16 protein-coding genes are annotated in these 20,666 nt (G+C 32.3%); 12 read left to right on the top strand and 4 right to left on the bottom strand.

From position 1 onward, the window contains the following. The first annotated feature begins 33 nt into the window (after positions 1-33). The 4 genes from ABEY15_RS05940 to ABEY15_RS05925 all read left to right on the top strand — a co-directional run bounded on the left by ABEY15_RS05940 (position 34) and on the right by ABEY15_RS05925 (position 6,800). Positions 34-717 carry a response regulator transcription factor gene (locus tag ABEY15_RS05940; protein WP_429889073.1) on the top strand — a complete coding sequence of 228 codons (684 nt, stop codon included), beginning with the start codon at positions 34-36 and terminating at the stop codon, positions 715-717. Then, positions 714-2,039: a sensor histidine kinase gene (locus tag ABEY15_RS05935; protein WP_429889072.1), complete on the top strand. Its 1,326-nt coding sequence runs from the start codon at positions 714-716 to the stop codon at positions 2,037-2,039. The genes ABEY15_RS05940 and ABEY15_RS05935 overlap by 4 nt, the downstream gene beginning before the upstream one ends. Positions 2,040-2,150: 111 nt before the next feature. Beyond that, positions 2,151-5,252: an efflux RND transporter permease subunit gene (locus ABEY15_RS05930; protein ID WP_429889071.1), complete on the top strand. Its 3,102-nt coding sequence runs from the start codon at positions 2,151-2,153 to the stop codon at positions 5,250-5,252. A gap of 396 nt (positions 5,253-5,648) precedes the next feature. Further along, on the top strand, positions 5,649-6,800 hold the full coding sequence (locus ABEY15_RS05925; RefSeq protein WP_429889258.1) for an SLC13 family permease: 1,152 nt from the start codon (positions 5,649-5,651) through the stop codon (positions 6,798-6,800). Between the two features lie 231 nt (positions 6,801-7,031). Here ABEY15_RS05925 and ABEY15_RS05920 read toward each other — a convergent pair whose 3' ends face one another. Further along, complete coding sequence (locus ABEY15_RS05920) at positions 7,032-7,322, bottom strand: HesB/YadR/YfhF family protein (RefSeq protein WP_429889070.1); 291 nt, start codon at positions 7,320-7,322, stop codon at positions 7,032-7,034. A 173-nt stretch (positions 7,323-7,495) separates the two neighbouring features. After that, positions 7,496-8,194: an FTR1 family protein gene (locus tag ABEY15_RS05915; protein WP_429889068.1), complete on the bottom strand. Its 699-nt coding sequence runs from the start codon at positions 8,192-8,194 to the stop codon at positions 7,496-7,498. A gap of 154 nt (positions 8,195-8,348) precedes the next feature. On the opposite strand from ABEY15_RS05915, the gene ABEY15_RS05910 reads away from it, so the two are divergent. The 6 genes from ABEY15_RS05910 to ABEY15_RS05885 all read left to right on the top strand — a co-directional run bounded on the left by ABEY15_RS05910 (position 8,349) and on the right by ABEY15_RS05885 (position 14,348). Further along, positions 8,349-8,684: an MGMT family protein gene (locus ABEY15_RS05910; RefSeq protein WP_429889067.1), complete on the top strand. Its 336-nt coding sequence runs from the start codon at positions 8,349-8,351 to the stop codon at positions 8,682-8,684. 229 nt (positions 8,685-8,913) lie between these two features. After that, positions 8,914-9,531: a DUF4004 family protein gene (locus ABEY15_RS05905; protein WP_429889066.1), complete on the top strand. Its 618-nt coding sequence runs from the start codon at positions 8,914-8,916 to the stop codon at positions 9,529-9,531. A 20-nt stretch (positions 9,532-9,551) separates the two neighbouring features. After that, positions 9,552-10,364: a polymer-forming cytoskeletal protein gene (locus ABEY15_RS05900; RefSeq protein ID WP_069032861.1), complete on the top strand. Its 813-nt coding sequence runs from the start codon at positions 9,552-9,554 to the stop codon at positions 10,362-10,364. Between the two features lie 251 nt (positions 10,365-10,615). After that, a complete protein-coding gene (locus ABEY15_RS05895) occupies positions 10,616-12,292 on the top strand; it encodes a glycoside hydrolase family 13 protein (protein ID WP_429889064.1) in 1,677 nt (558 codons plus the stop codon). Positions 12,293-12,847: 555 nt separating this feature from the next. Next, complete coding sequence (locus ABEY15_RS05890) at positions 12,848-13,306, top strand: C40 family peptidase (protein ID WP_098231151.1); 459 nt, start codon at positions 12,848-12,850, stop codon at positions 13,304-13,306. 280 nt (positions 13,307-13,586) lie between these two features. Continuing rightward, complete coding sequence (locus ABEY15_RS05885) at positions 13,587-14,348, top strand: prepilin peptidase (RefSeq protein WP_429889063.1); 762 nt, start codon at positions 13,587-13,589, stop codon at positions 14,346-14,348. 62 nt (positions 14,349-14,410) lie between these two features. On the opposite strand, the gene ABEY15_RS05880 is transcribed toward ABEY15_RS05885, so the two are convergent. Next, positions 14,411-14,965 (bottom strand): thioredoxin family protein, encoded by a 555-nt coding sequence (locus tag ABEY15_RS05880; protein WP_429889061.1) that lies wholly within the window; start codon positions 14,963-14,965, stop codon positions 14,411-14,413. A gap of 146 nt (positions 14,966-15,111) precedes the next feature. On the opposite strand from ABEY15_RS05880, the gene ABEY15_RS05875 reads away from it, so the two are divergent. Further along, entirely contained in the window at positions 15,112-17,490 is a 2,379-nt protein-coding gene (locus tag ABEY15_RS05875; RefSeq protein WP_429889256.1) for a penicillin acylase family protein, read from the top strand. A 260-nt stretch (positions 17,491-17,750) separates the two neighbouring features. After that, the gene (locus ABEY15_RS05870; protein WP_429889059.1) at positions 17,751-18,623 is read left to right on the top strand and encodes a patatin-like phospholipase family protein; all 873 of its coding nucleotides are present in this window, start codon (positions 17,751-17,753) and stop codon (positions 18,621-18,623) included. A gap of 603 nt (positions 18,624-19,226) precedes the next feature. Here the strand turns inward: ABEY15_RS05870 and ABEY15_RS05865 are convergent. Further along, positions 19,227-20,528 carry an NCS2 family permease gene (locus ABEY15_RS05865; RefSeq protein ID WP_429889057.1) on the bottom strand — a complete coding sequence of 434 codons (1,302 nt, stop codon included), beginning with the start codon at positions 20,526-20,528 and terminating at the stop codon, positions 19,227-19,229. Positions 20,529-20,666 lie beyond the last annotated feature (138 nt).

Below are 20,666 nucleotides of genomic sequence, written 5' to 3'. Positions count from 1 at the left end.
ATAATTATTTGTAAATGTAAGTAGGTGAATTTATTGAATCAAGTAAAAGTATTAGTTGTCGATGATGATCCAAATATTCGGGAGTTAATCTCTATATTTTTAAGTGGTGAAGGCTATACAGTTATTGAGGCTGAAAATGGTCAAGAAGCATTAACGTTACTGGAAGAAAATAATATTCAAATAGTAGTAGTTGATGTGATGATGCCTGAAGTAGATGGATACGAGCTGACAAAAGAGGTTAAAAAGTATTATGATATTCCGATTTTAATGGTTACAGCAAAAGGTGAATCTCAAGACAAATTAAAAGGTTTTGATCTTGGGGTAGATGATTATGTTGTTAAGCCGTTTGATCCTTTGGAAATCGTAGCCCGTGTAAAAGCTCTATTAAGAAGGTTTCAATTACTATCTGATAAAAATATTTTTGTAGGTAATTTAACGATTAATCAAGTTAAATATGAAATTTCGACGAATGATCAATCGATTACATTACCATTAAAGGAATTCGAATTATTGTTGAAGCTTGCAAGCCAAGCTGGAAGAATTTTTACGAGAAATGATTTGATTGAGCAAATATGGGGAGTGGATTATGAAGGAGATGAACGCACAGTTGATGTGCATATAAAGAGAATACGAGAGCGTCTAAGAGAGTTAAAGGCTACAGTCGAAATCGTTACAATAAGAGGTTTAGGCTATAAATTAGAGGAAAATCACACATGAAAAGCATGTACACAAGATTGGTTTTAATCTTTATTTCGGTTATTTTGTTGAGTTTAGTCATTACTTTTTTTATTGCTTCAAAATACTTTATAAAACATGTTGAAACAGAAGTACAAAGTGATTTAATTGATGTTGGAGAAAATTTTATTTCCACCTATTCTAAACAAGATAATCAAAATGGAGTAGATGCGACCTTACAAATTCTTAGTAAAAATTTTTATATATCACTGTATGATGAGTCGGGTAAAATCGTTTTGAAAAATACAGCACTAAAAAAGAAGAATATAAAAAAAGAACAAGTATTAAATGTACTAAACAAAAGTGATATACAAACAAAAGGATATCTCATCGGTCTACCTTTTAAAAAAGATGGGCACCAATATGCTTTATTTATTCAGCCCAATATTGATCGTGGGTTTTTTAAAATGCGTAGAGTTTTATTTTTTAGTTTGCTGACAACACTAATCATTGGATCAGTGACATTTTTATTTGTTGCTAAGTTATTAGTAAAGCCTGTAAAAGAGCTAATTCGTGCCACAAAAGAACTGGCTAAAGGTAACTATGACGTTCAAGTAACGATTAAACGTAAGGATGAAATAGGACTACTAGCTTCAAATTTTAATCTGATGACGAATAAATTAAACAAGCTAGAAGAGATGAGAAGTGAATTTGTTTCGAATGTTTCTCATGAAATTCAATCACCGTTAACATCTATTAAGGGATTTGCAAAGGTTTTAAGAAATAAGCAATTAACAGAAGAGAAAAAGGAACATTATTTATCCATTATTGAGGCAGAGAGTGAACGTCTTTCTATGATGAGTGAAAGATTATTAAAGCTAGCTTCATTAGACTCTGAGCAACATCCATTCCAGCCTACGACTTACAAATTAGATGAACAAATTCGAAAAATTATTTTGGCATTAGAGCCACATTGGGAAAGTAAAAAGCTTCAATTAGTTTTAAATTTACCACAAACAGAAATAGTAGCAGATCGTTTACTACTTGAACAAGTCTGGATTAATTTACTTCAAAATGCGATCAAGTTCTCAAGTATAGCTGGGTACATTAAAGTAGATATTTTGGAATTGGATCATACTATTCACGTCATCATTAGCGATAGTGGACTAGGAATAAGTAAGGATGATATTGAGCGGATATTTGAACGTTTTTATCAAGCAGACCGTTCTAGAAATAAAAAAGGAACCGGGCTTGGTCTTTCGATTGTACAAAAAATTATCGAAATGCATCATGGAAAAATAGAAGTTGAAAGTGTTGTTGGAAAAGGAACTAGCTTTACGATTATCCTACCGAAAAACTTGTAAAATTAAATAGTTCAAATTATGTTCTTAATTGTTCATATTCTGTTCATATTGATTTGTTAAACTAGTCACGTATTAGAATTGTAACCAATCGAAAGGGGAAATAGATACATTATGTTTGCAGGCTTAACGAAATTAAGTTTGAAGAACACAATATCAGTTATTATATTAAGTGTTCTTGTTTTAATTGGGGGAATTTATTCTGCCCAAAAAATACAAATTGAAACATTTCCTGATGTTTCATTTCCAGCAGTTGCAGTACAGGTAGTATACCCTGGTGCATCATCTGAGGATATAGAAGCTGAAGTCACAAAACCAATCGAATCAGGTTTAATGAAGCTTGAAAACTATGATCAGTTAACAAGTACTTCAAGTGAAAATATGGCTTCAATCTTTTTAATTTATCCTTTTGGATCGGATATGGATAAAATTGAAAAAGACGTTGATAATGTAATCAATAAAACAAAGTTACCTGATAAAGCAGAAGCGACAGTTCAACGTATTGCGATGGATTCTGCTCCTATTTATCAAGTTGCAATTGCAAATAACGGTCAAGTAAAAGACTTACAACAATCAATTGAAAAAGATTTACTTCCTCAAATTAAAAAAATCACTGGTGTTAGTGATGTAAGTCTTCAAGGAACAAAAGATGAAGAAATTCAAATTGTTGTAGATAATAAAAAAGCAGAAGAAAAAGGGATATCTTTAGATACAATTAAAACGGCAATTCAAGGTCTAGATTATGCAGTGCCATTAGGATCTGTTGAGAATAATGGAAAAACAGTTTCTGTTCGAATGAAAGGTATGTTAAACTCAGTCGATCAAATCAAAAAAACAGTTTTATCTAGTGCAGCTGCTCAAAGTACACAAATGGGTACGATGACTCAAGGAGCACAACTAGGTAGAGGTGCGGGACAAGCACAAACAGTAACGCCAAAAAATGTTACTGTTGCTGACATTGCAGATGTAAAAGTAGTTTCGGTTCAAGACCAAATTTCTAGATATAACGGTAAAGAAAGTTATATTTTATCGGTTTCTCAAACACAAGATTCAAATACAGCGGATGTAGCAACATCAGTTAAAAAAGAAATTAAATCATTTAAGAAAGACAATAATGTAGAAACGCATGTCATTATGGATAACGGTAAAGAAATCGAGAAATCCGTTAGTTCTTTAATTAAAGAAGGTCTATTAGGTGCGTTATTTACAGTAGTCGTTATTCTGTTATTCTTAAGAAACATTAGAGCGACAATAATTTCAATTTTATCATTACCAATTTCAATCTTTGCAACAATATCAGTTTTAAATTCATTAGGTTACACATTGAACATTATGACTTTAGGTGGACTAGTTGTTGCGATCGGACGTATTGTTGATGATAGTATCGTTGTAATTGAAAATATATACAGGTGGAGACAACAAAAAGGTAATCAATATAAGAAAAAAGAGATGGCATTATATGCAACCAAAGAAGTAATTGGTGCCATTGCATCATCTACATTTGCAACTGTAGTAGTATTTTTACCTTTAGCATTTGTAAGTGGTATTATTGGAGAATTCTTTAGACCATTTGCTATTTCAGTAGTAGTTTCGATTTTAACTTCTCTAATTGTTGCGATCATTTTAATTCCAACATTAGGAGCAAAATTCTTATCAAAACCATTAAAAGAACACAGTAATGATACTCGTTTTATGAGAGGTTACGAAAAGTTACTTCGTTCGGCATTAAAACGTAAATGGATTGTTATCTTATTATCAATCGTTTTATTAGCTGGCTCATTATCGATGATTCCTTTATTAGGATTCTCATTCTTACCAGGTAGTGTAAATAAAACACTTCAAGTGACAGCAACTCTTCCATCAAATAGTACTGTGGACCAATCAAATTTAGTTGCTAAAGAATTAGAAAAATACTTCGCAGATTCAGACCTAATTGACAGTGTACAAGCTACTGTTGGTGGTAAACGCGATTTTATGATGAATATGGATGGTGGCAAAAATAAAGCAATCTTCCAAATCAATCTAAAAGATGGAAAGAACATGGATAAAGAACTTTCAAAAATCAATAAAGAAGTTCCTTCAATTGTTGATGCGAAAGTAAAAGGTACAACAATTACAGCAAAAGAACTTTCTCAAAATGGTCCTCCAACAGGCAACAATATTGATGTAAATTTATATTCTGCAAACTTTAATGATTTAAAAGATGCAGCATCTAAAATTGAAAAAGAATTAAATAGTGATGATCGTCTGAAAAATGTTTCTAATAATTTAAAAGATGTACAACCTAAATTAGAAATTACATTAAACGATAAAGCACGTGATGAAAATATTTCAATGTTCCAAGTTATGGGAGCCATTAATGAAAAAATTAACGACGTTGAAATCGGTGATTACGATTTAAACGGCGAAACAAATAAGCTTACTGTAGGTTATAAAACTAAAGCAACTTCAAAAGAAGATATTGAAAAAATTAAATTTATGACTGCAACAGGTCCGAAAGAAATTAAAGACTATGTAACTATTTCTCAAAAGGATGCACCAGTTTCAATCAACCATGATGATGGAAAAATGTTTGCATCAGTAAGTGCAGAAGTAAAAGGTAAAGATACTGCAGCAATTACAAAAGATGTAACTAATCATTTAAATAAAATTGATTTACCAAAAAGCGTCGATATGAAAATTGGCGGCGGTTTAGATATGATTTCAGATGGATTTAGCAGTTTGGGAATAGCAATGGTAGTTGCTGTTGGATTAGTATTCTTAATCATGAGCATGACATTTGGTGGTTTAAGAACACCGTTTGTTATTTTAACATCTTTAATCTTCGTACCAGTCGGAGCCTTCTTAGCGCTATTTATTGGTAAGCAAACACTATCAATGAGTGCAATGATCGGACTATTAATGTTGATCGGTATAGTAGTAACGAATGCGGTTGTATTATTAGACCGTGTCGAACATAACCGTAAAAATGGATTAGATGTAACTGACGCATTAATTGAGGCTTCAAAGACAAGATTACGTCCAATCCTAATGACAGCATTAGCGACAATTCTTGCATTAGTACCAATGGCCCTTTCAAATTCAACATCTGGCTTAATTTCGAAAGGATTAGCAGTAACTGTAATTGGTGGTTTAACAACTTCAACATTCTTAACACTAATCATCATTCCAGTTATTTATAAGTTAGTAAGCAAAAAGAAAAAGACTGAAGAATAATTGAAGAAGAGTGCCTCACATAAATAGTGGGGCACTCTTTTATATTTAAAAAAAAAAGAGGTTATCTAATAAGACATAAATTACTCAACTTTTACCTAATTATTTACAATTTGTTCCCAATGATATCTTAAATATTTTCTTCTAATATAAATTCTATTACCTGCTAATTGAATTACCAAACCTAATTGTTCGATTAAAAAAGTCGTATTTGCGACTTGTGATCTAAGGGGTATCGCCACATGCATATCAAGTCAAAAACAAATCATTACCTACTTATCAAAAAACGCCAATTTTTCTGTAATTTAATGGAAAAGATGGTATTTTTTAAGTGGAATGAGGATTCAAATGCAAGAAACGGGTGTGTGTAGTAGAATTGATAGTACTGGAGGGGGATTGATGAAAGAATATATTTATGTGGAAAACGAAAAAAAAGTGAAATTGAAATTTGGAATTTTAAAAAAAGACATTGTACTTACCATATCACTCTTGTTAGCAATCGTAAGCTGTTTATTCCATCCACCAAAACTAGAATATATAAATTTTAAAGTATTAGTCAGTTTATTTAATCTTATGCTCGTAGTTAAGGCTCTGGAAGAACTTAAGTTATTGGATAAATTCGCCATTGCTATACTGAGTAAATGTCATAATAGTAAAAGTGTTTCAGCAATCCTAATTTTATTATGCTTTTTTAGTTCCATGCTTGTAACGAATGATGTTGCATTAATAACATTTGTACCATTAACACTTATAATTAGTAAGATTATACAAACTTCTATGTTAGATACTATTATACTAGAGACAATTGCAGCTAACATCGGAAGCAGCCTAACTCCAATGGGAAATCCTCAAAATCTTTTCATTTTTACTTACTACGGAATAAGGCCTATACAATTTTTTACAACAATTCTTCTATTAGTGGTTCTAGGAATTGTTCTCTTATTCTTTCTTAATCAAAGATTGCATAGTAAAACATTGGAAATGGATCTTCCATATATTCCTATTAAGAATAAAAAAAAGGCAACATTATGGGGAATACTATTTGGCATCATAACTGTATCCATACTAGGGGTTATAAGCTACAAACTTGCGTTCATCATTGCACTTTCAACCGCATGTATACTTGATATAAAATTATTGAAGAAAATTGATTATTTATTGCTTATTACTTTTATCTGTTTTTTTATATTTATAGGAAACATATCGGAATTAAAGGTAGTACACACATTTGCCAGTGAAAATCTCAAAAGTCCCACATCAATCTTTTTCAGTTCCATAATTTTAAGCCAACTGATAAGCAATGTACCAGCTGCAATCTTTTTATCAAAATTCTCCGTGAATTGGCAGCCTTTATTAGTAGGTGTGAATTTAGGTGGTCTTGGTACGATTGTTGCTTCACTCGCAAGTGTAATTTCATTTAAACTTTTTATTAAGAGAGATCCACAAAAAAGTAAAATGTACCTTATAAGGTTTAGCTTTTATAATTTTTCGATTTTAGCTCTTTTAACTCTTGTTTATTATTTTGCGATGAAATATCAAAATTTCTTTTAATACAAAGTTATAGGTTTAAATAACATTGGGTCATATCTATATAAAAAAACAAATTTCTCAAATTTTAATACTGATATTATCCCCTTATAGTAGACTACCTATCCAGTTGGTTAGATAGTCTACTATAGGGAAGGTTTTTTTATGGTAGTTGAATTAAAAAATCTACAGTCTACTTCAGCACCAAAAATAAAAAAATAGCTTAGGCACAAACGCTACCTAAGCTCCTTTTTATTATTTAGGTTCATAATCAAAATGTAATTCATTATTTTCATTTACAATTACACTTAAATTATAATCTTTAAAATACCATAAATCTGTTTCGTTTATAAAATAGACTACGTTATCAATCGTAATGGATTCTCCGATGTCTACAGGTTGTTCTTTAGTAACACCTAAAGAATAGCCTTTATGTATTGTACTATTTCCACCGTATCGCGCGAAAAAACGAATTGTATCTCCTTCTTTTACATTCATCTCATCTTGAAACCATTTTAATGCATCTTCGGAAATTGTAATTTTCATTGTATCCGACCTTTCTTTATCTTATAAAAATATTATAGTATGAATGTGAAAAACTATACAGAAAAGTGATGTTTAGTGCAAAAGTGTAACTAGAATAAAGAAGAAAACCCAGAGCAAACAGGTTTTCTTCTATAATTGAAGTATTTTAGACAGGCGCATTAGACAAAGCTATCTTATTTTTTGAAAAAAGATAGTATGTTGTTTTTAAATAAAATAAATAGTGAAATGACGACAAATCCATAATAGACGATTTGTTCAACTAGTGGGGTAGCATCGATAAAGGAGAAAAGACCTTCAGAGAATACTTTACCGCCAAAGAAAATTAATAGAATACCTAGTAAAGTGAAAATTACTTTAATATTTAAATTAATTGTAGTTTTGATAAATAAATATGCAATTAAGATAGCTGCAATAATTCCTAGTAAGATCGAGATCATACCAACAAAGGCGATTGTTTGTGCATTTGATAAAACAAACAGAACAAGCTCTAAGCCTTCGCGGATCACAAACACGCTTGCCATTAAAAATAATGAAATACTACTATCCTTAATTTTAACTTCAGATTTTAGCTTATCTGAAATATTAATGCTACTTTGATCACTTAACCAGTAAATAAAGTAGAAGATTAGCAATGCTGCAATTAATTGGATTACACCTTCAATAGTATGTTCAACATTTCCATCTAGTTCACCGAATGTAGTAAATAAGAAAAATCCGGCAAAGATACTAACTACTACTCCAAGTAATGTACCGTAAATTACTGACTTGATTAAATGCTCTTTTTTACTCTGTATTAAAGTGATGAATAAAAAACCGATTACTAAGGAAACCTCAAGGCCTTCTCGTAAAGCTATTAAAAAATTAGCATTCAACTCACTATCATCCTCCCTAATATTTTTAAATCTACTAACTAGACTATTCTTTAATAGTAGAAACGGACACTATTTTATTAATAAATAGGCATAATAAATTTTGTGGTAAAATTAATATAAAATAGCCCAAAATGTGAATTTAGAAGGGGAAAAAATGGAATCTTTTACAAATAGAGCGATTGAAATTATTAAAAATATACCACCAGGAAAAGTAATGACATATGGTCAAGTTGCAAAATTGGCAGGAAGTCCAAGAGGGGCTAGACAGGTTGTAAGAATCTTACACTCGATGGGCCAAAAATACCAATTGCCATGGCATAGAGTTATAAATGCTAAAGGTGAAATAGGAATCCAAGATGAAGAAGGATTTTTAAGACAAAAGCGTTTCCTCCAAAACGAAGGGGTCAAATTTACGAGCGAGAGAACCATTAACTTGAAGGAATATCAAGTAAGTGTAGTTCTTGAGAAAGAAGATGTGGATTTAATTTAGGATATAAGAAAAGGCGCATTCTAACTAGATAGATTTAGAACGAGATTGCTACTCAAAATTCATTAATTAATGGATTTAGGGTATTTTTTTTTCGAAAATGACTATAATTAAAACATTGTTACGCACAATATTGTTGTGAAATTGGATAAATGTTGTGTCGAAAGTGTTACGAGGGAATACTTTACAATGAAACATTGTTTTGTTATACTCGTGTCAGGAGGAATGTCATATGAGTGAAGAATTAATTTCCAAAAAAGATTTACTACAACTTACAGGCATATCGTACGGACAGCTTTATAGATGGAAAAGGAAAAACATCATTCCTGAAGAGTGGTTTATGAAAAAATCAAGCTTTACTGGGCAGGAAACGTTTTTTCCAAAACAGAGAATTTTGGATCGGATTGAAAAAATAAAAGAGTTGAAGGATGATCAATCATTAGATGATATTGCTAGAGTGTTTTCAATCAATGAAGAAATCGTTTCTGATCGTGGGAATGCTACTTTATCTTTGGAGCAAGTCCCTAAACAAGTCGTACAAATATATCAATCACTTTTTCCAAATACTAAATTAGAGCATTTAGGTACGGTTCAACTATGTTCGTTACTTTTTGTAAACGAGTGGCTTTCAAATGGGAGTGTAACAATAGAAGAAATAAAGCAATTTTTAAATTTGGTGGAAACGCATAAAAACCAAATTAACATGGATGAAGCGACTGTCATTTATATTCGAAAATTTGGCATGGGTACATGGATTATAGGAAATCAACATGAAACGTTTGTTGATCAAAAGGATTCGATCTTAATCAATGTTACTCTCTCGAGCTATTTAAATAAATCAATTAAATAAATTATGGAGGAGAGATTATTGTGAGCGTGCAATCAAAGCAGAATGCAATTATTAACGGTTCAGGAACAATTGGTACTGGCAAATATGATGACGTTAGAATTAGTGGAAGCGGACGAATACTTGGTGATATTTTTTGTCATGAAGTGAAAGTAAGTGGCTCAGCAAAATTCAATGGAAAAGTCGAAACTGATTATTTTAATTGCAGTGGGAGCGCTAAATGTCTAAGTGATGTTGATGCAAAAAAAATGAGTGTCAGTGGTTCAGCTTCGATTGATGGAAAAGTTTCTGGTGGAGATGTGAATGTTAGCGGTAGCTTTAAAACAAAGGGCGATTTAAATGTTCAAAGTATTAATGTTTCAGGCTCAATGAAAACAACAGGAATTGTAAAGGCTGAAGTAATTACTGTAAAAGGATCGCTTTCTACAGAAAAAGGATCTGAATGTGAAGTATTTACAGCAAAAGGTCACTTATCAATGAATGGTTTATTAAATGCTGAAAACGTAAAAATTACCCATGGGGGATTCGGCTATTTACCTCATAATGGATTTAGTTATATACCTGAAATTGGTGGAGAAACAATTGAAATTAGTCGATTCGATGACAATAATATTTTTTCACGTGTTTTTACTAAACTATTTAACAATCGATTGAACTTCAAATCAGATGTAATTGAGGGAAGTGCTGTAAAGATTGATTATACAACAGCGAGTGTAGTACGAGGCGATGCTGTAACAATTGGACCAAAATGCGTAATTGACCTTGTTGAATATACAGAAGATGTTCAAATTCATCCTTCAGCAAAGGTAAAGGATGTAAAAAAATTAGAACTATAAGCGGCTTAAGGGATATCCTAAGTTGCTTTTTTTTTGCTTTTTATAAAAAGCGGTTTTTAAATAAGGCAGTTAGTATAGAAAGTTCTAATAAAGTGCAACCTGGCTCTTAATTTCAGTTATTGAACTATAGTTAGTTGAATGTTAAGATAATAATGTGCAAACGGTTGCAATGAAATTGTACTTAATTTTTTTGAAGGCTTCTAATATAGTCGATAATGAAAACGCTTTTATGCATTTGGAGGAGAGAGATTATGACAAATCAAAGTTGGTGGAAGGAAGCGGTTGCCTACCAAATTTATCCACGTAGCTTTATGGATTCAAATGGTGATGGAATTGGTGATTTAAGAGGTGTAATTTCGAAATTAGATTATTTAAAAGAACTCGGTATAGATGTAATTTGGATTTGTCCATTTTACAAATCACCAAATGATGATAATGGTTACGATATCTCAGATTATCAGGACATTATGGATGAGTTTGGCACAATGGCTGATTTTGATGAGTTATTAGAGAATGTTCACGAAAGAGGAATGAAGTTAATTTTAGATTTAGTAGTCAATCATACAAGTGATGAGCATCCTTGGTTTTTAGAATCTAAAAAATCTAAAGATAATCCTTATAGAGACTACTATATTTGGAGAGAAGGAAAAAAATCAGGCCATGAGCCAAATAACTGGGAAAGTATTTTCGGTGGATCTGCATGGGAATATGATGAAGCATCAGATGAATATTTCTTACACTTATTCTCAAAAAAGCAGCCTGATTTAAATTGGGAGAACAAAGAAGTAAGACAAAAAGTCTATGACATGATTAATTGGTGGTTAGATAAAGGTATCGACGGTTTCCGAGTAGACGCGATTAGTCATATAAGAAAGAGACCAGGTTTTCCAGATATGCCAAATCCAAAGAAAGAAAAATATGTGGCAAGCTTTGATATGCACATGAATCAAAAAGGAATTCACAAATATTTGGATGAACTAAAACGTGAAACATTTGATAAATATGACATCATGACAGTCGGAGAAGCAAATGGTGTAACAACGAAAGATGCACACCTATGGGTTGGAGAAAAAGAAGGTAAGTTCAATATGATTTTCCAATTCGAAAGTTTAGATCTTTGGAAGAAAACCGATGAATCTGAAACTTCGATCGCTGATTTAAAAGAAGTACTTACTAAATGGCAAACTGGATTAGAAGGATATGGATGGAATGCACTATTTATAGAGAACCATGATATACCTAGAGCGGTCAGTACATTAGGTAACGATGAAGAAGCATTTTGGAAAATTTCAGCAAAAGCTATTGGAGTAATGTATTTCTTTATGCAAGGAACGCCATTCATTTACCAAGGGCAAGAAATTGGAATGACAAATGTTCATTACACATCAATCAACGATTATAATGATGTAAGTGCAAAAAATATGTATAATACAATGATTGAAAATGGTTCAACTGAACAAGATGTTCTAGACATTTTATGGAAAACAGGCCGAGATAATTCTCGCACACCTATGCAATGGAACAGTACAAAGAATGCTGGATTTACAACGGGTAAACCTTGGCTTAAAACGAATGAAAACTTTAATGAAATAAATGTTGAAATCCAAGAAAAAGATGCAGACTCTATTTTATCATTCTATAAAAAGATGATTACATTACGTAAAGAAAATAAGGCACTAGTTTATGCACCGTATGAATACCTAGACGTTAAAAATGAACCTGTTTATGCATACACTCGAAAGGGTGAAAAAGAAACATTCTTAGTCATTACTAATTTATCATCAGAGAAACAAACATTTACTTTACCGAAAGAACTTACGAAAAAGAATGCACAATTAAGCTTAACGAACATTGAATTAACAGATCACCAATTAGTTGAAAATATGGAATTTAAACCTTTTGAAGCTAGAGTTTATCGCTTAATTTAATTTTTTATAGGGTATTTACTGAACAGACTGTCACATGACAGTCTGTTTTCATTTTGTACAGGATGATTGCTTTCCATGGTGGGGATTTGTGGTAGTGCAAATAAAAAAGCCGAAACTGAAATATAAACTATGAAAACCGCAAATAGGGCTACGAAACACAGGGTAATAAAATAAAATAATCAAAAAAATAGAGAAAATAACATTAAATTAGACTTTGTAACAACAAAAATTAAACATAATCCAGTAAAAACAAATGAAATCTTTTCATTAATTGTTAAAGAATGATCCGACCTAGATTTCACCGTTAAATCAAGTAAGTGCAGTACTATATAAAGGGCTCACAACTTGATGGATTAGGGGCAATTAGTGTTCGTATTTCTCAATCCCCTTAAAAAAGACTGTCGAATGATAGTCATTTTTTGCTGCATATTTTTGGCAAAAATCTACAATGTTTTATAGTATTACAAACACTTCGACAATTTGTAACACTCCTGTAATGGCTTTCAAAATTGTATTTTGTTAGACTAACATTAATCAATGAAGGGGGAGAAAGAGATGAAAAAGCAAGTCCTTATAGCTTTCGTATGCTTACTGAGCATGGTATTTTTTACGACTAAATCACAAGCAGCATCTACATATAACCCATACTCAAAGAAAAATCAGGTAACAAAAATCGCTAAACAATATACTGGAGTACCATATCGTTTTGGTGGTACAAGTACTAAAGGTTTTGACTGCTCAGGTTATGTAGGGTATGTATACAAAAAAGTAGGTACTACATTACCTCGAACTGCTTCGTCAATGTATACTGTTAGCTCAATTGTTAAAAAGCCTGTACCTGGTGATTTAGTTTTCTTCAAAAATACATACAAAAAAGGTATTAGCCACGTAGGAATTTTCATGGGAAATAATAATTTTATTTCAGCGACTTCAAGTAAGGGAGTAGCTGTTGTAAGTCTTTCTAATTCATATTGGAAACCGAAATTCGCTGGCTCAGGTAGTGTAATTAAATAAACATAATAATAATAATAATAATAACTGCAATTTACTTTTCTTAAGAATGGTAGATTGCTTTTTTTTGTACTTTAAGAAATTATAGATTAGCAGAGAGGAGGAGTATTCGACGCAATTACCAATTTTAAGAATAAAGTATAAGTGCAACTACGCCTCTGTCTCCGTCAATCGGCAAGTTTTCTTTATCTTTTCATAAAGTATTCTTTTTTAATAAATAAGTAGATTATGTTCCAATGATATAATGACCTTTAACTAAACTAGTTGAATGACTATATAGGGGTTGGTAATCATAGCAGTAGTCTACTTTATTTTTTTTGTACTAGGCCTAGTATTTGGTTCTTTTTTTAATGTAGTTGGGTTAAGAGTACCTATCGGGAAATCAATTATTTCACCGGGTTCCTCGTGTTCAAATTGTGGACATAAATTGAGTTCCATAGAATTAATACCGGTATTTTCTTTTTTACTCCAAAGAGGAAAATGTCGAAGTTGCGGGATGCTAATTTCCAAACAATATCTATTAATTGAAATATTAACAGGTATATTATTTGTTTTTTCCATCTATGAAACTGGTTTTCATAAAGAGTTAATGATCGCTCTTTCGATAATATCTTTATTAATCATTATTGTTGTTTCGGATGTGAACTATATGATTATCCCTAATCGGATTCTACTATTCTTTTTATTTATTTTTAGTTTTGAGCGAATCTTATGTCCATTGGATCCATGGTGGAGTAGTATAGTAGGAGGGTTAGGAGCATTCGTGGTTTTGCTTCTAATTAATCTGATTAGTAAAGGTGGTATGGGAGGGGGAGACATAAAGTTATTTAGTGTGTTAGGAATCATTTTAGGTTGGAAACTAACCTTCATTGCATTTATGCTTGCATGTTTTTCAGGCAGTATTTACGGGTTAGTTGTAATATTGTCCGGAAAATTAAAGCATCGAAATCCGATTCCTTTTGGTCCATTCATTGCAATGGGTGGATTAGTTAGTTATTTTTATTTTGAAAATCTATTAGAATTTTACGATATAATTTTTTATTAAGCCCATAAATAAAAAGGCTATTTAATTGAAAAATTCATCAACTAAATAACCCGTACTTTTTCTTATGAGAATAATTTCTCTTCTACGCTATTAATAACCGAATTCCAGTATTTTTTGTCTTCAACGAAGTTTGTTCGAATCGCTTTAAAAACAGCAGTTTGTTTTTCTTGGAAATTTGGATCTTCTTTATCTGGAAGCTCTTTTTTCATTTCAACTATAATTTCTTCAATCTCCGCAGAACGTGGACCCCATACTTTTACTTCATTCCCTTTTTCATCCATAAAAACAAAAATTGGAATAGATCGAGATTTACCATTCGTTAAATATTTGTCCATTAATTCTAGGTTTTCATCTCGAATTAGGAATCTAGTATCTATATTTGCTTTTTCCATCATTTTCTGAATAACTGGTACATTAAGTAATGCATCTCCACACCAATCTGCAGTTAAAGTAACAACTTTCCAATGACGATTCTTTAATTGTTCAAGTTTTGCTTGTGTACTTTCAGGAATCGTAACTTCATTATAGATTTTTAGAAGTTCTTCTTTATTTACATTCATTGCTTCTACATATTCTTGAAAAGTCATGCCTTTTTCGAACCAAGAATTTAATGACATTTCCATACACTCCTTTAATGTTAATAAATAGTATTATACCCCATTCGTCATAAGAAGGAATGCAATAAGACTTGCAGAATTAATATACAGTATATGATTTAAATACAGTTTAATCAGGAGGGAGAAAATTGAGTGCGCCTATTGAGATGTCAAAAAATCGGAAGAGCTTTCCGAAGTGGATTAAAGTTACATCTACGATCTTAATCGTAATCGTCTTAATCGTTGCAGGCACCGGCTTGTACTTAACCAAAAAATCATTACCAAGCATTAAAGGAAATTTAACAATCAGTACGTTAAACCATAAAGTAGAGGTAGTTAGGGATGGTAAAGGAGTACCTCATATTAGTGCTAAGAGTTTGCATGATTTGTATGTTGCGCAAGGCTTTGTAACTGCACAAGATCGATTATTTCAAATGGATTTAAGCAGGAGACAAGCGTCCGGACAATTAAGTGAAATAATTGGTGATGCTACAGTGGAGCGCGACTCATATTTTCGAACGCTTGGTTTAAGAAGAGCTGCTGAAGCTTCTTACAGTAAATACGATAAAAATGGACAAAATGTTTTAAATTGGTATGCAGAAGGAGTAAATGCGTACATAAAATACGCAATGAAGGAAAATAAACTACCAGTTGAATTTAAAATTTTACAATATAAACCAACTAAATGGACGGCAATTGACTCACTAGTAATTGGTAAATATATGGCATTTGATTTAGGCGGTCACTGGAATGAGCAAGCATTTCGTTATTATGCTATGAATAAATTTCCAAAGGATAAGGCTTTGGAGCTATTCCCTGCTAATAATGATATAGATCCGTATATTATTCCAAGTAATACTTCAAAAATAGACGTAGAAAAGAGCTTTGCAAGCGCAATTATTCCACCTGTTTGGAATGGAAGTAATGATTGGGTTGTTAGTGGATCTAAAACTAAGTCCGGTAAACCGTTATTAGCAGATGATCCTCATTTAGGATTAGCGACACCAGCAATTTGGTATGAAACTCAATTAAAATCTGGTGATATGAATGTAAGTGGTGTAATTTTTGCAGGGGTGCCGGGAATCATCGTTGGTCATAATGAACATATTGCCTGGGGAGTAACAAACGTAGGTCCGGATGTACAAGATTTATATATTGAAAAACGAAATCCAAATAGTGCAGACGAATTTTTATATGATGGTCAATGGGAAAAGGCACAGGTTATAAATGAAACGATCAAAATTAAAGGTAAAAAGAATAAGGTTTTAGCTGTTATGATTACGAGACATGGTCCAGTGATTTCGGAATTTGCAAGCGATGCTGGAAAAGATACTGTATTCTCTTTACAATGGACAGCACTACAACCAACAACGGAGTTAGAAGCCGTTTTAAAATTTGATGTTGCAAAGGATTGGAATTCGTTTAAAAAAGGATTAGCTTTATTTGAAGCTCCTGCTCAAAATTTCGTTTTTGCATCGGATGACGGAACAATTGCCTACCGAGCGAATGGAAAAATTCCAATCCGTAAAAAAGGTGATGGGCTAATGCCAGTGCCAGGTTGGACTAGTGATTACGGTTGGAAAGGATATATTCCATACGATGACCTACCAACAATCGTAAATCCAAAAGAAAGATTTATTTCATCTGCAAATAATAAAGTAGTGGATGATTCATATCCATACCATATTTCAAATTCATGGGCACAGCCTTATCGTCAATTACGCATTCAGGAAGTATTAAAAAAGAATGACAAACTGACTGTTAAAGATATGCAAAAGCTACAAATGGACGAAATGAACTTACAGGCGAAGGAACATGTACCGAAGTTCATTAAATCAATCAAACAAAATAAAGATCAATTATCATCTGTTGAAAAATCAGCTTTAAAGGAACTTGAAAAATGGAATTTTATAGATGATAAAGATAAAGCTTCTCCTCTCATTTTCCAAATGTGGATGACTGAAATAAATAAAGCATTGTTCGATCAACAAATCTCAAACGATATGATGGATTTATTTGGAGACCGAAAAGTCGTAGTCGATGAATTACTACGTGACAGCTTAAATGGGAAAAAAGTAATCTGGGTTGATGAACAAGGCGGAATTGATAAACTTTTATTAAAAACCTTCAAAACAACAATTAAAAATATTAGCAAAACTGACGGTGAAAATGCAGCTAAGTGGAATTGGGGTGATCACCATAAAGTTGCTTTCGAACACCCATTATCCAGTATTAAAATCTTAAGCTATTTCTTTAATGCAAGAGATCCAATCCCAGTAGGAGGTAGCGCAACTACAGTTAAAGCAGCAGGATACGATGACCAAGGAATCGTAGACCATGGTGCGTCATGGAGAACTGTTGTAGACTTTACAGATTTAAGTAAATCAGTAAACGTAGTTGGACCAGGACAATCCGGAAACCTCGGAAGCAAATGGTATAGTGATCAAATGGAAGATTGGGCAAAAGGAACATATCATACTACTTCTTTGAAAAATGTTAAAGGTGTTAAAGAAATGTTCGAACCGGGAAAAACAAAGAAGAAGTAAGAAGGAAGTATAGAGAACAGACCTTTATGAGGTCTGTTTTCTTTGTTTGAGAAGTAAAAATGTAGTAATTTAATTGTGATTCGCGATTTCAAATTGCAGCTTCAAGGAATTTAATATCACCTTAAAGGTTAAGTCAAGCTAACTAAGATTTGCACACCTTGTCTCGCAATCAACTCTAATTTCTTCCCTTTCGTCACCTCATATAATAAAATATTTAAATAGATTGTCCTAAACTAATTGAATAAAGGGGGGCTGTGAAAATGAATGGAATGGGCTTAGTTCTTGAAGGTGGAGGAATGAGGGGGATTTATACTGCCGGTGTTCTTGATTATTTTCTTGAACAAAATATAGAAATTCCTTATGTGATAGGTGTTTCTGCGGGTGCTTGTATGGGTAGTTCTTATCTATCAAAACAACATGGTCGTAATAAACGAGTAAATACGGAATTTTTACAGCATCCAGATTATATTTCTTTTAAAAATTTAATTCGTAATAAGCAACTTTTTGGCATGGACTTATTATTTGATATTATTCCTAATGAGTTAGATCCATTTGATTTTGATTCTTTTTATAATGCGGAGCAAAAATTTGTAGTTGGTACGACTGATTGTGTTACAGGTGAACCTGTCTATTTTGAGAAAAATCAAATTGTCGAATCAACAGATATGTTAAATATAATTAGGGCATCAAGCTCTTTGCCATTAATGGCTCCAATCATTAAGTTTAATGATCATTTCTTGATGGATGGTGGCATTGCAGATCCGATTCCGATCGGTAAATCTGAAGCGGATGGCAATCTTAAAAATATAGTTGTTTTAACTAGAAATGCTGGTTATCGTAAAAAGCCTTCAAAAGGAACTTGGTATTTGCAAAGAAAGTATAAAGATTATCCAGGACTTGTTCAGGCCGTACTAAAGAGATATGAAGTTTATAATAAGCAGTTAGAATATATAGAAGAGCAAGAAAAAGCTGGAAATATATTAGTCATTCGTCCTGTACAAAAGTTAAAGGTTGGACGAATTGAACGGAATAAAGGGCGTTTATTAGAGCTTTATAAAGAAGGTTATGAAGATGCTAAGCGACTTCGTGAACAAATTTTAGGTTTTATATCGTATGAAAAAACGACCTGTTAGTCAGGTCGTTTTAATATGTTAAAAATTAATTAAACTATTTAGACTGATTGAAAACGCTTGTCTTTTAAAGTACGAAGCGTATTATAAAAGCGAAACAACTAAGAAAGCGAGCGTTTGCATCAGTTTGATTAACCTGATAAATTCAGGTTTTTTTTATGGGGGAGGGAGAAAATAGATTAATCCTTATCATTATTATTATTTTTGTTATTATTGTTCATCATGTTTTTCATCATCATTTCAAACATTACCATATCGACACCTAAACACGGATTCATACAGCCACAGTTACTTCTTCTTCTAAGGCAACAGCATCTGCAATTGCAGTGACAATCATGGCGACGGCAATCGCAACGATCTCTATCACAATCATCAAAATCACAGCGTCTTCTTCTGCAATCGTCACAATCACAGTCATTACGTCTACATCTACTTGAGTTCATATTGACTTGATCTTGGTTGTTCCACATCGTAGAACACCTCCTTGAATAATCTACATAAACAAAGTATGCAGAGATGTCCTATCAAGGAAAGGCTAGTACCTAAATAAAAAATAAAAAAGCACATTAATCTTTTTAAAGATCATGTGCCTTAAAATATTTATTATTAATGTGGGAAAAAAACCAATTGGATTAAGAATAAAATACCAAATATATAAATAACTGGTTTAACATTTTTTGCTTTCCCTTTAACGACTTTTAATAATGGATAGGTAATAAACCCAAGAGCAATACCTGTAGCAATACTTGATGTAAGTGGCATTGTGATAATAACTAGAAATGCAGGGAATGCTTCTTCAAAGTTATCCCACTCAATATGACGAACACTACCCATCATTAAGCAACCTACTACGATTAATGATGGTGATGTAATTGCCGCTACATCAGAAATTGAATTAACAAGTGGGCTAAAGAATGCTGCAAAAACGAAAAGTAATGCAACAACAAGTGCCGTTAAACCTGTTCTACCTCCAGCTGCAACACCTGCAGTAGATTCGATATAAGCTGTTGTAGGTGAAGTACCAAACATAGCCCCAATTGTTGTACCAAATGAATCAGAAAGCATCGCACGCCCAGTACGTTTTTCATCTTTCTTATCTAATAAACCAGCTTGTGAAGCTACACCTAAGAATGTACCTGTCGTATCAAAAATTGTAACTAATAAGAATGAAAAGACAACTGAATAGAGCCCATAATGAATGACATCTGAAAATGCAGTTATTGGATTAGCAACAATAATATGCTCAGGTAATTTAGGTAAAGAGAAAATACTTCCTTTAATGTGTAATTTACCGGCTAATCCTGCGATGATTGCTGTTGAAACCATTCCGAAGAATAATGCTCCGTTTACATTTAAGGCAAATAAGATCACTGTAATGGCAATTCCGATTAAAGTAAGAACTACTCCAGGCGAATGAAGATCACCTAAGCCTACAAGATTATCTTTGTTAGCAACGATTATACCTGAAAGACGTAAACCTATAAAAGCGATAAATAATCCAATTCCAACACTAATTGCATGTTTTAATGTATTTGGAATTGCTTCTATTAAATGAGTTCTAAATTTAGTTAAAGATAGAATCACGAATAAAATACCTGTAACAAATACAGCTGAGAAAGCCAATTGATATGAAATACCATGTGCTTTTGAAACAACTGAATAAGCAAAATATGCATTCATTCCCATTCCGGGAGCAATTGCAATTGGGTAGTTTCCGAACAATGCCATAAATAATGTTCCGACTAAAGTTGCAATGATTGTTGCAGTAAATGCTTGGTCAAATGGAACGCCAGCAGCAGATAAAATTATAGGATTAACAATTATTATATAAGCCATTGTTAAAAAAGTGGTAAAACCAGCAATAACTTCTGTTTTAACTGAAGTGTTAGCTTCTTTTAATTTAAACATAATAGTTCTCCTTGTTAAAAAATACGAATGATATACTCAACAGTTATTAATATTATTCGTTTTATTGTAAAAGTGCAATAGTTTTTGTGAATTTTACAGCTTTTAACAAATTCAATCATGTTTAGTATTCCTAAAAGT

This window comes from Gottfriedia acidiceleris, from assembly GCF_050457485.1.
Lineage (GTDB): Bacteria > Bacillota > Bacilli > Bacillales > Bacillaceae_G > Gottfriedia > Gottfriedia acidiceleris_D.
Note: the sequence above shows the minus strand (reverse complement) of the source record. Positions and strands in the feature narration are given on the sequence as shown.

What these genes read in the sequence shown, in the direction of transcription:
- ABEY15_RS05935 (WP_429889072.1), top strand. Translation starts at nt 714, where the DNA reads ATGAAAAGCATGTACACAAGATTGGTTTTAATCTTTATTTCGGTTATT.
- ABEY15_RS05930 (WP_429889071.1), top strand. Translation starts at nt 2,151, where the DNA reads ATGTTTGCAGGCTTAACGAAATTAAGTTTGAAGAACACAATATCAGTT.
- ABEY15_RS05925 (WP_429889258.1), top strand. Translation starts at nt 5,649, where the DNA reads ATGAAAGAATATATTTATGTGGAAAACGAAAAAAAAGTGAAATTGAAA.
- ABEY15_RS05920 (WP_429889070.1), bottom strand. Translation starts at nt 7,322, where the DNA reads ATGAAAATTACAATTTCCGAAGATGCATTAAAATGGTTTCAAGATGAG.
- ABEY15_RS05910 (WP_429889067.1), top strand. Translation starts at nt 8,349, where the DNA reads ATGGAATCTTTTACAAATAGAGCGATTGAAATTATTAAAAATATACCA.
- ABEY15_RS05905 (WP_429889066.1), top strand. Translation starts at nt 8,914, where the DNA reads ATGAGTGAAGAATTAATTTCCAAAAAAGATTTACTACAACTTACAGGC.
- ABEY15_RS05895 (WP_429889064.1), top strand. Translation starts at nt 10,616, where the DNA reads ATGACAAATCAAAGTTGGTGGAAGGAAGCGGTTGCCTACCAAATTTAT.
- ABEY15_RS05890 (WP_098231151.1), top strand. Translation starts at nt 12,848, where the DNA reads ATGAAAAAGCAAGTCCTTATAGCTTTCGTATGCTTACTGAGCATGGTA.
- ABEY15_RS05880 (WP_429889061.1), bottom strand. Translation starts at nt 14,965, where the DNA reads ATGTCATTAAATTCTTGGTTCGAAAAAGGCATGACTTTTCAAGAATAT.
- ABEY15_RS05875 (WP_429889256.1), top strand. Translation starts at nt 15,112, where the DNA reads ATGTCAAAAAATCGGAAGAGCTTTCCGAAGTGGATTAAAGTTACATCT.
- ABEY15_RS05870 (WP_429889059.1), top strand. Translation starts at nt 17,751, where the DNA reads ATGAATGGAATGGGCTTAGTTCTTGAAGGTGGAGGAATGAGGGGGATT.
- ABEY15_RS05865 (WP_429889057.1), bottom strand. Translation starts at nt 20,528, where the DNA reads ATGTTTAAATTAAAAGAAGCTAACACTTCAGTTAAAACAGAAGTTATT.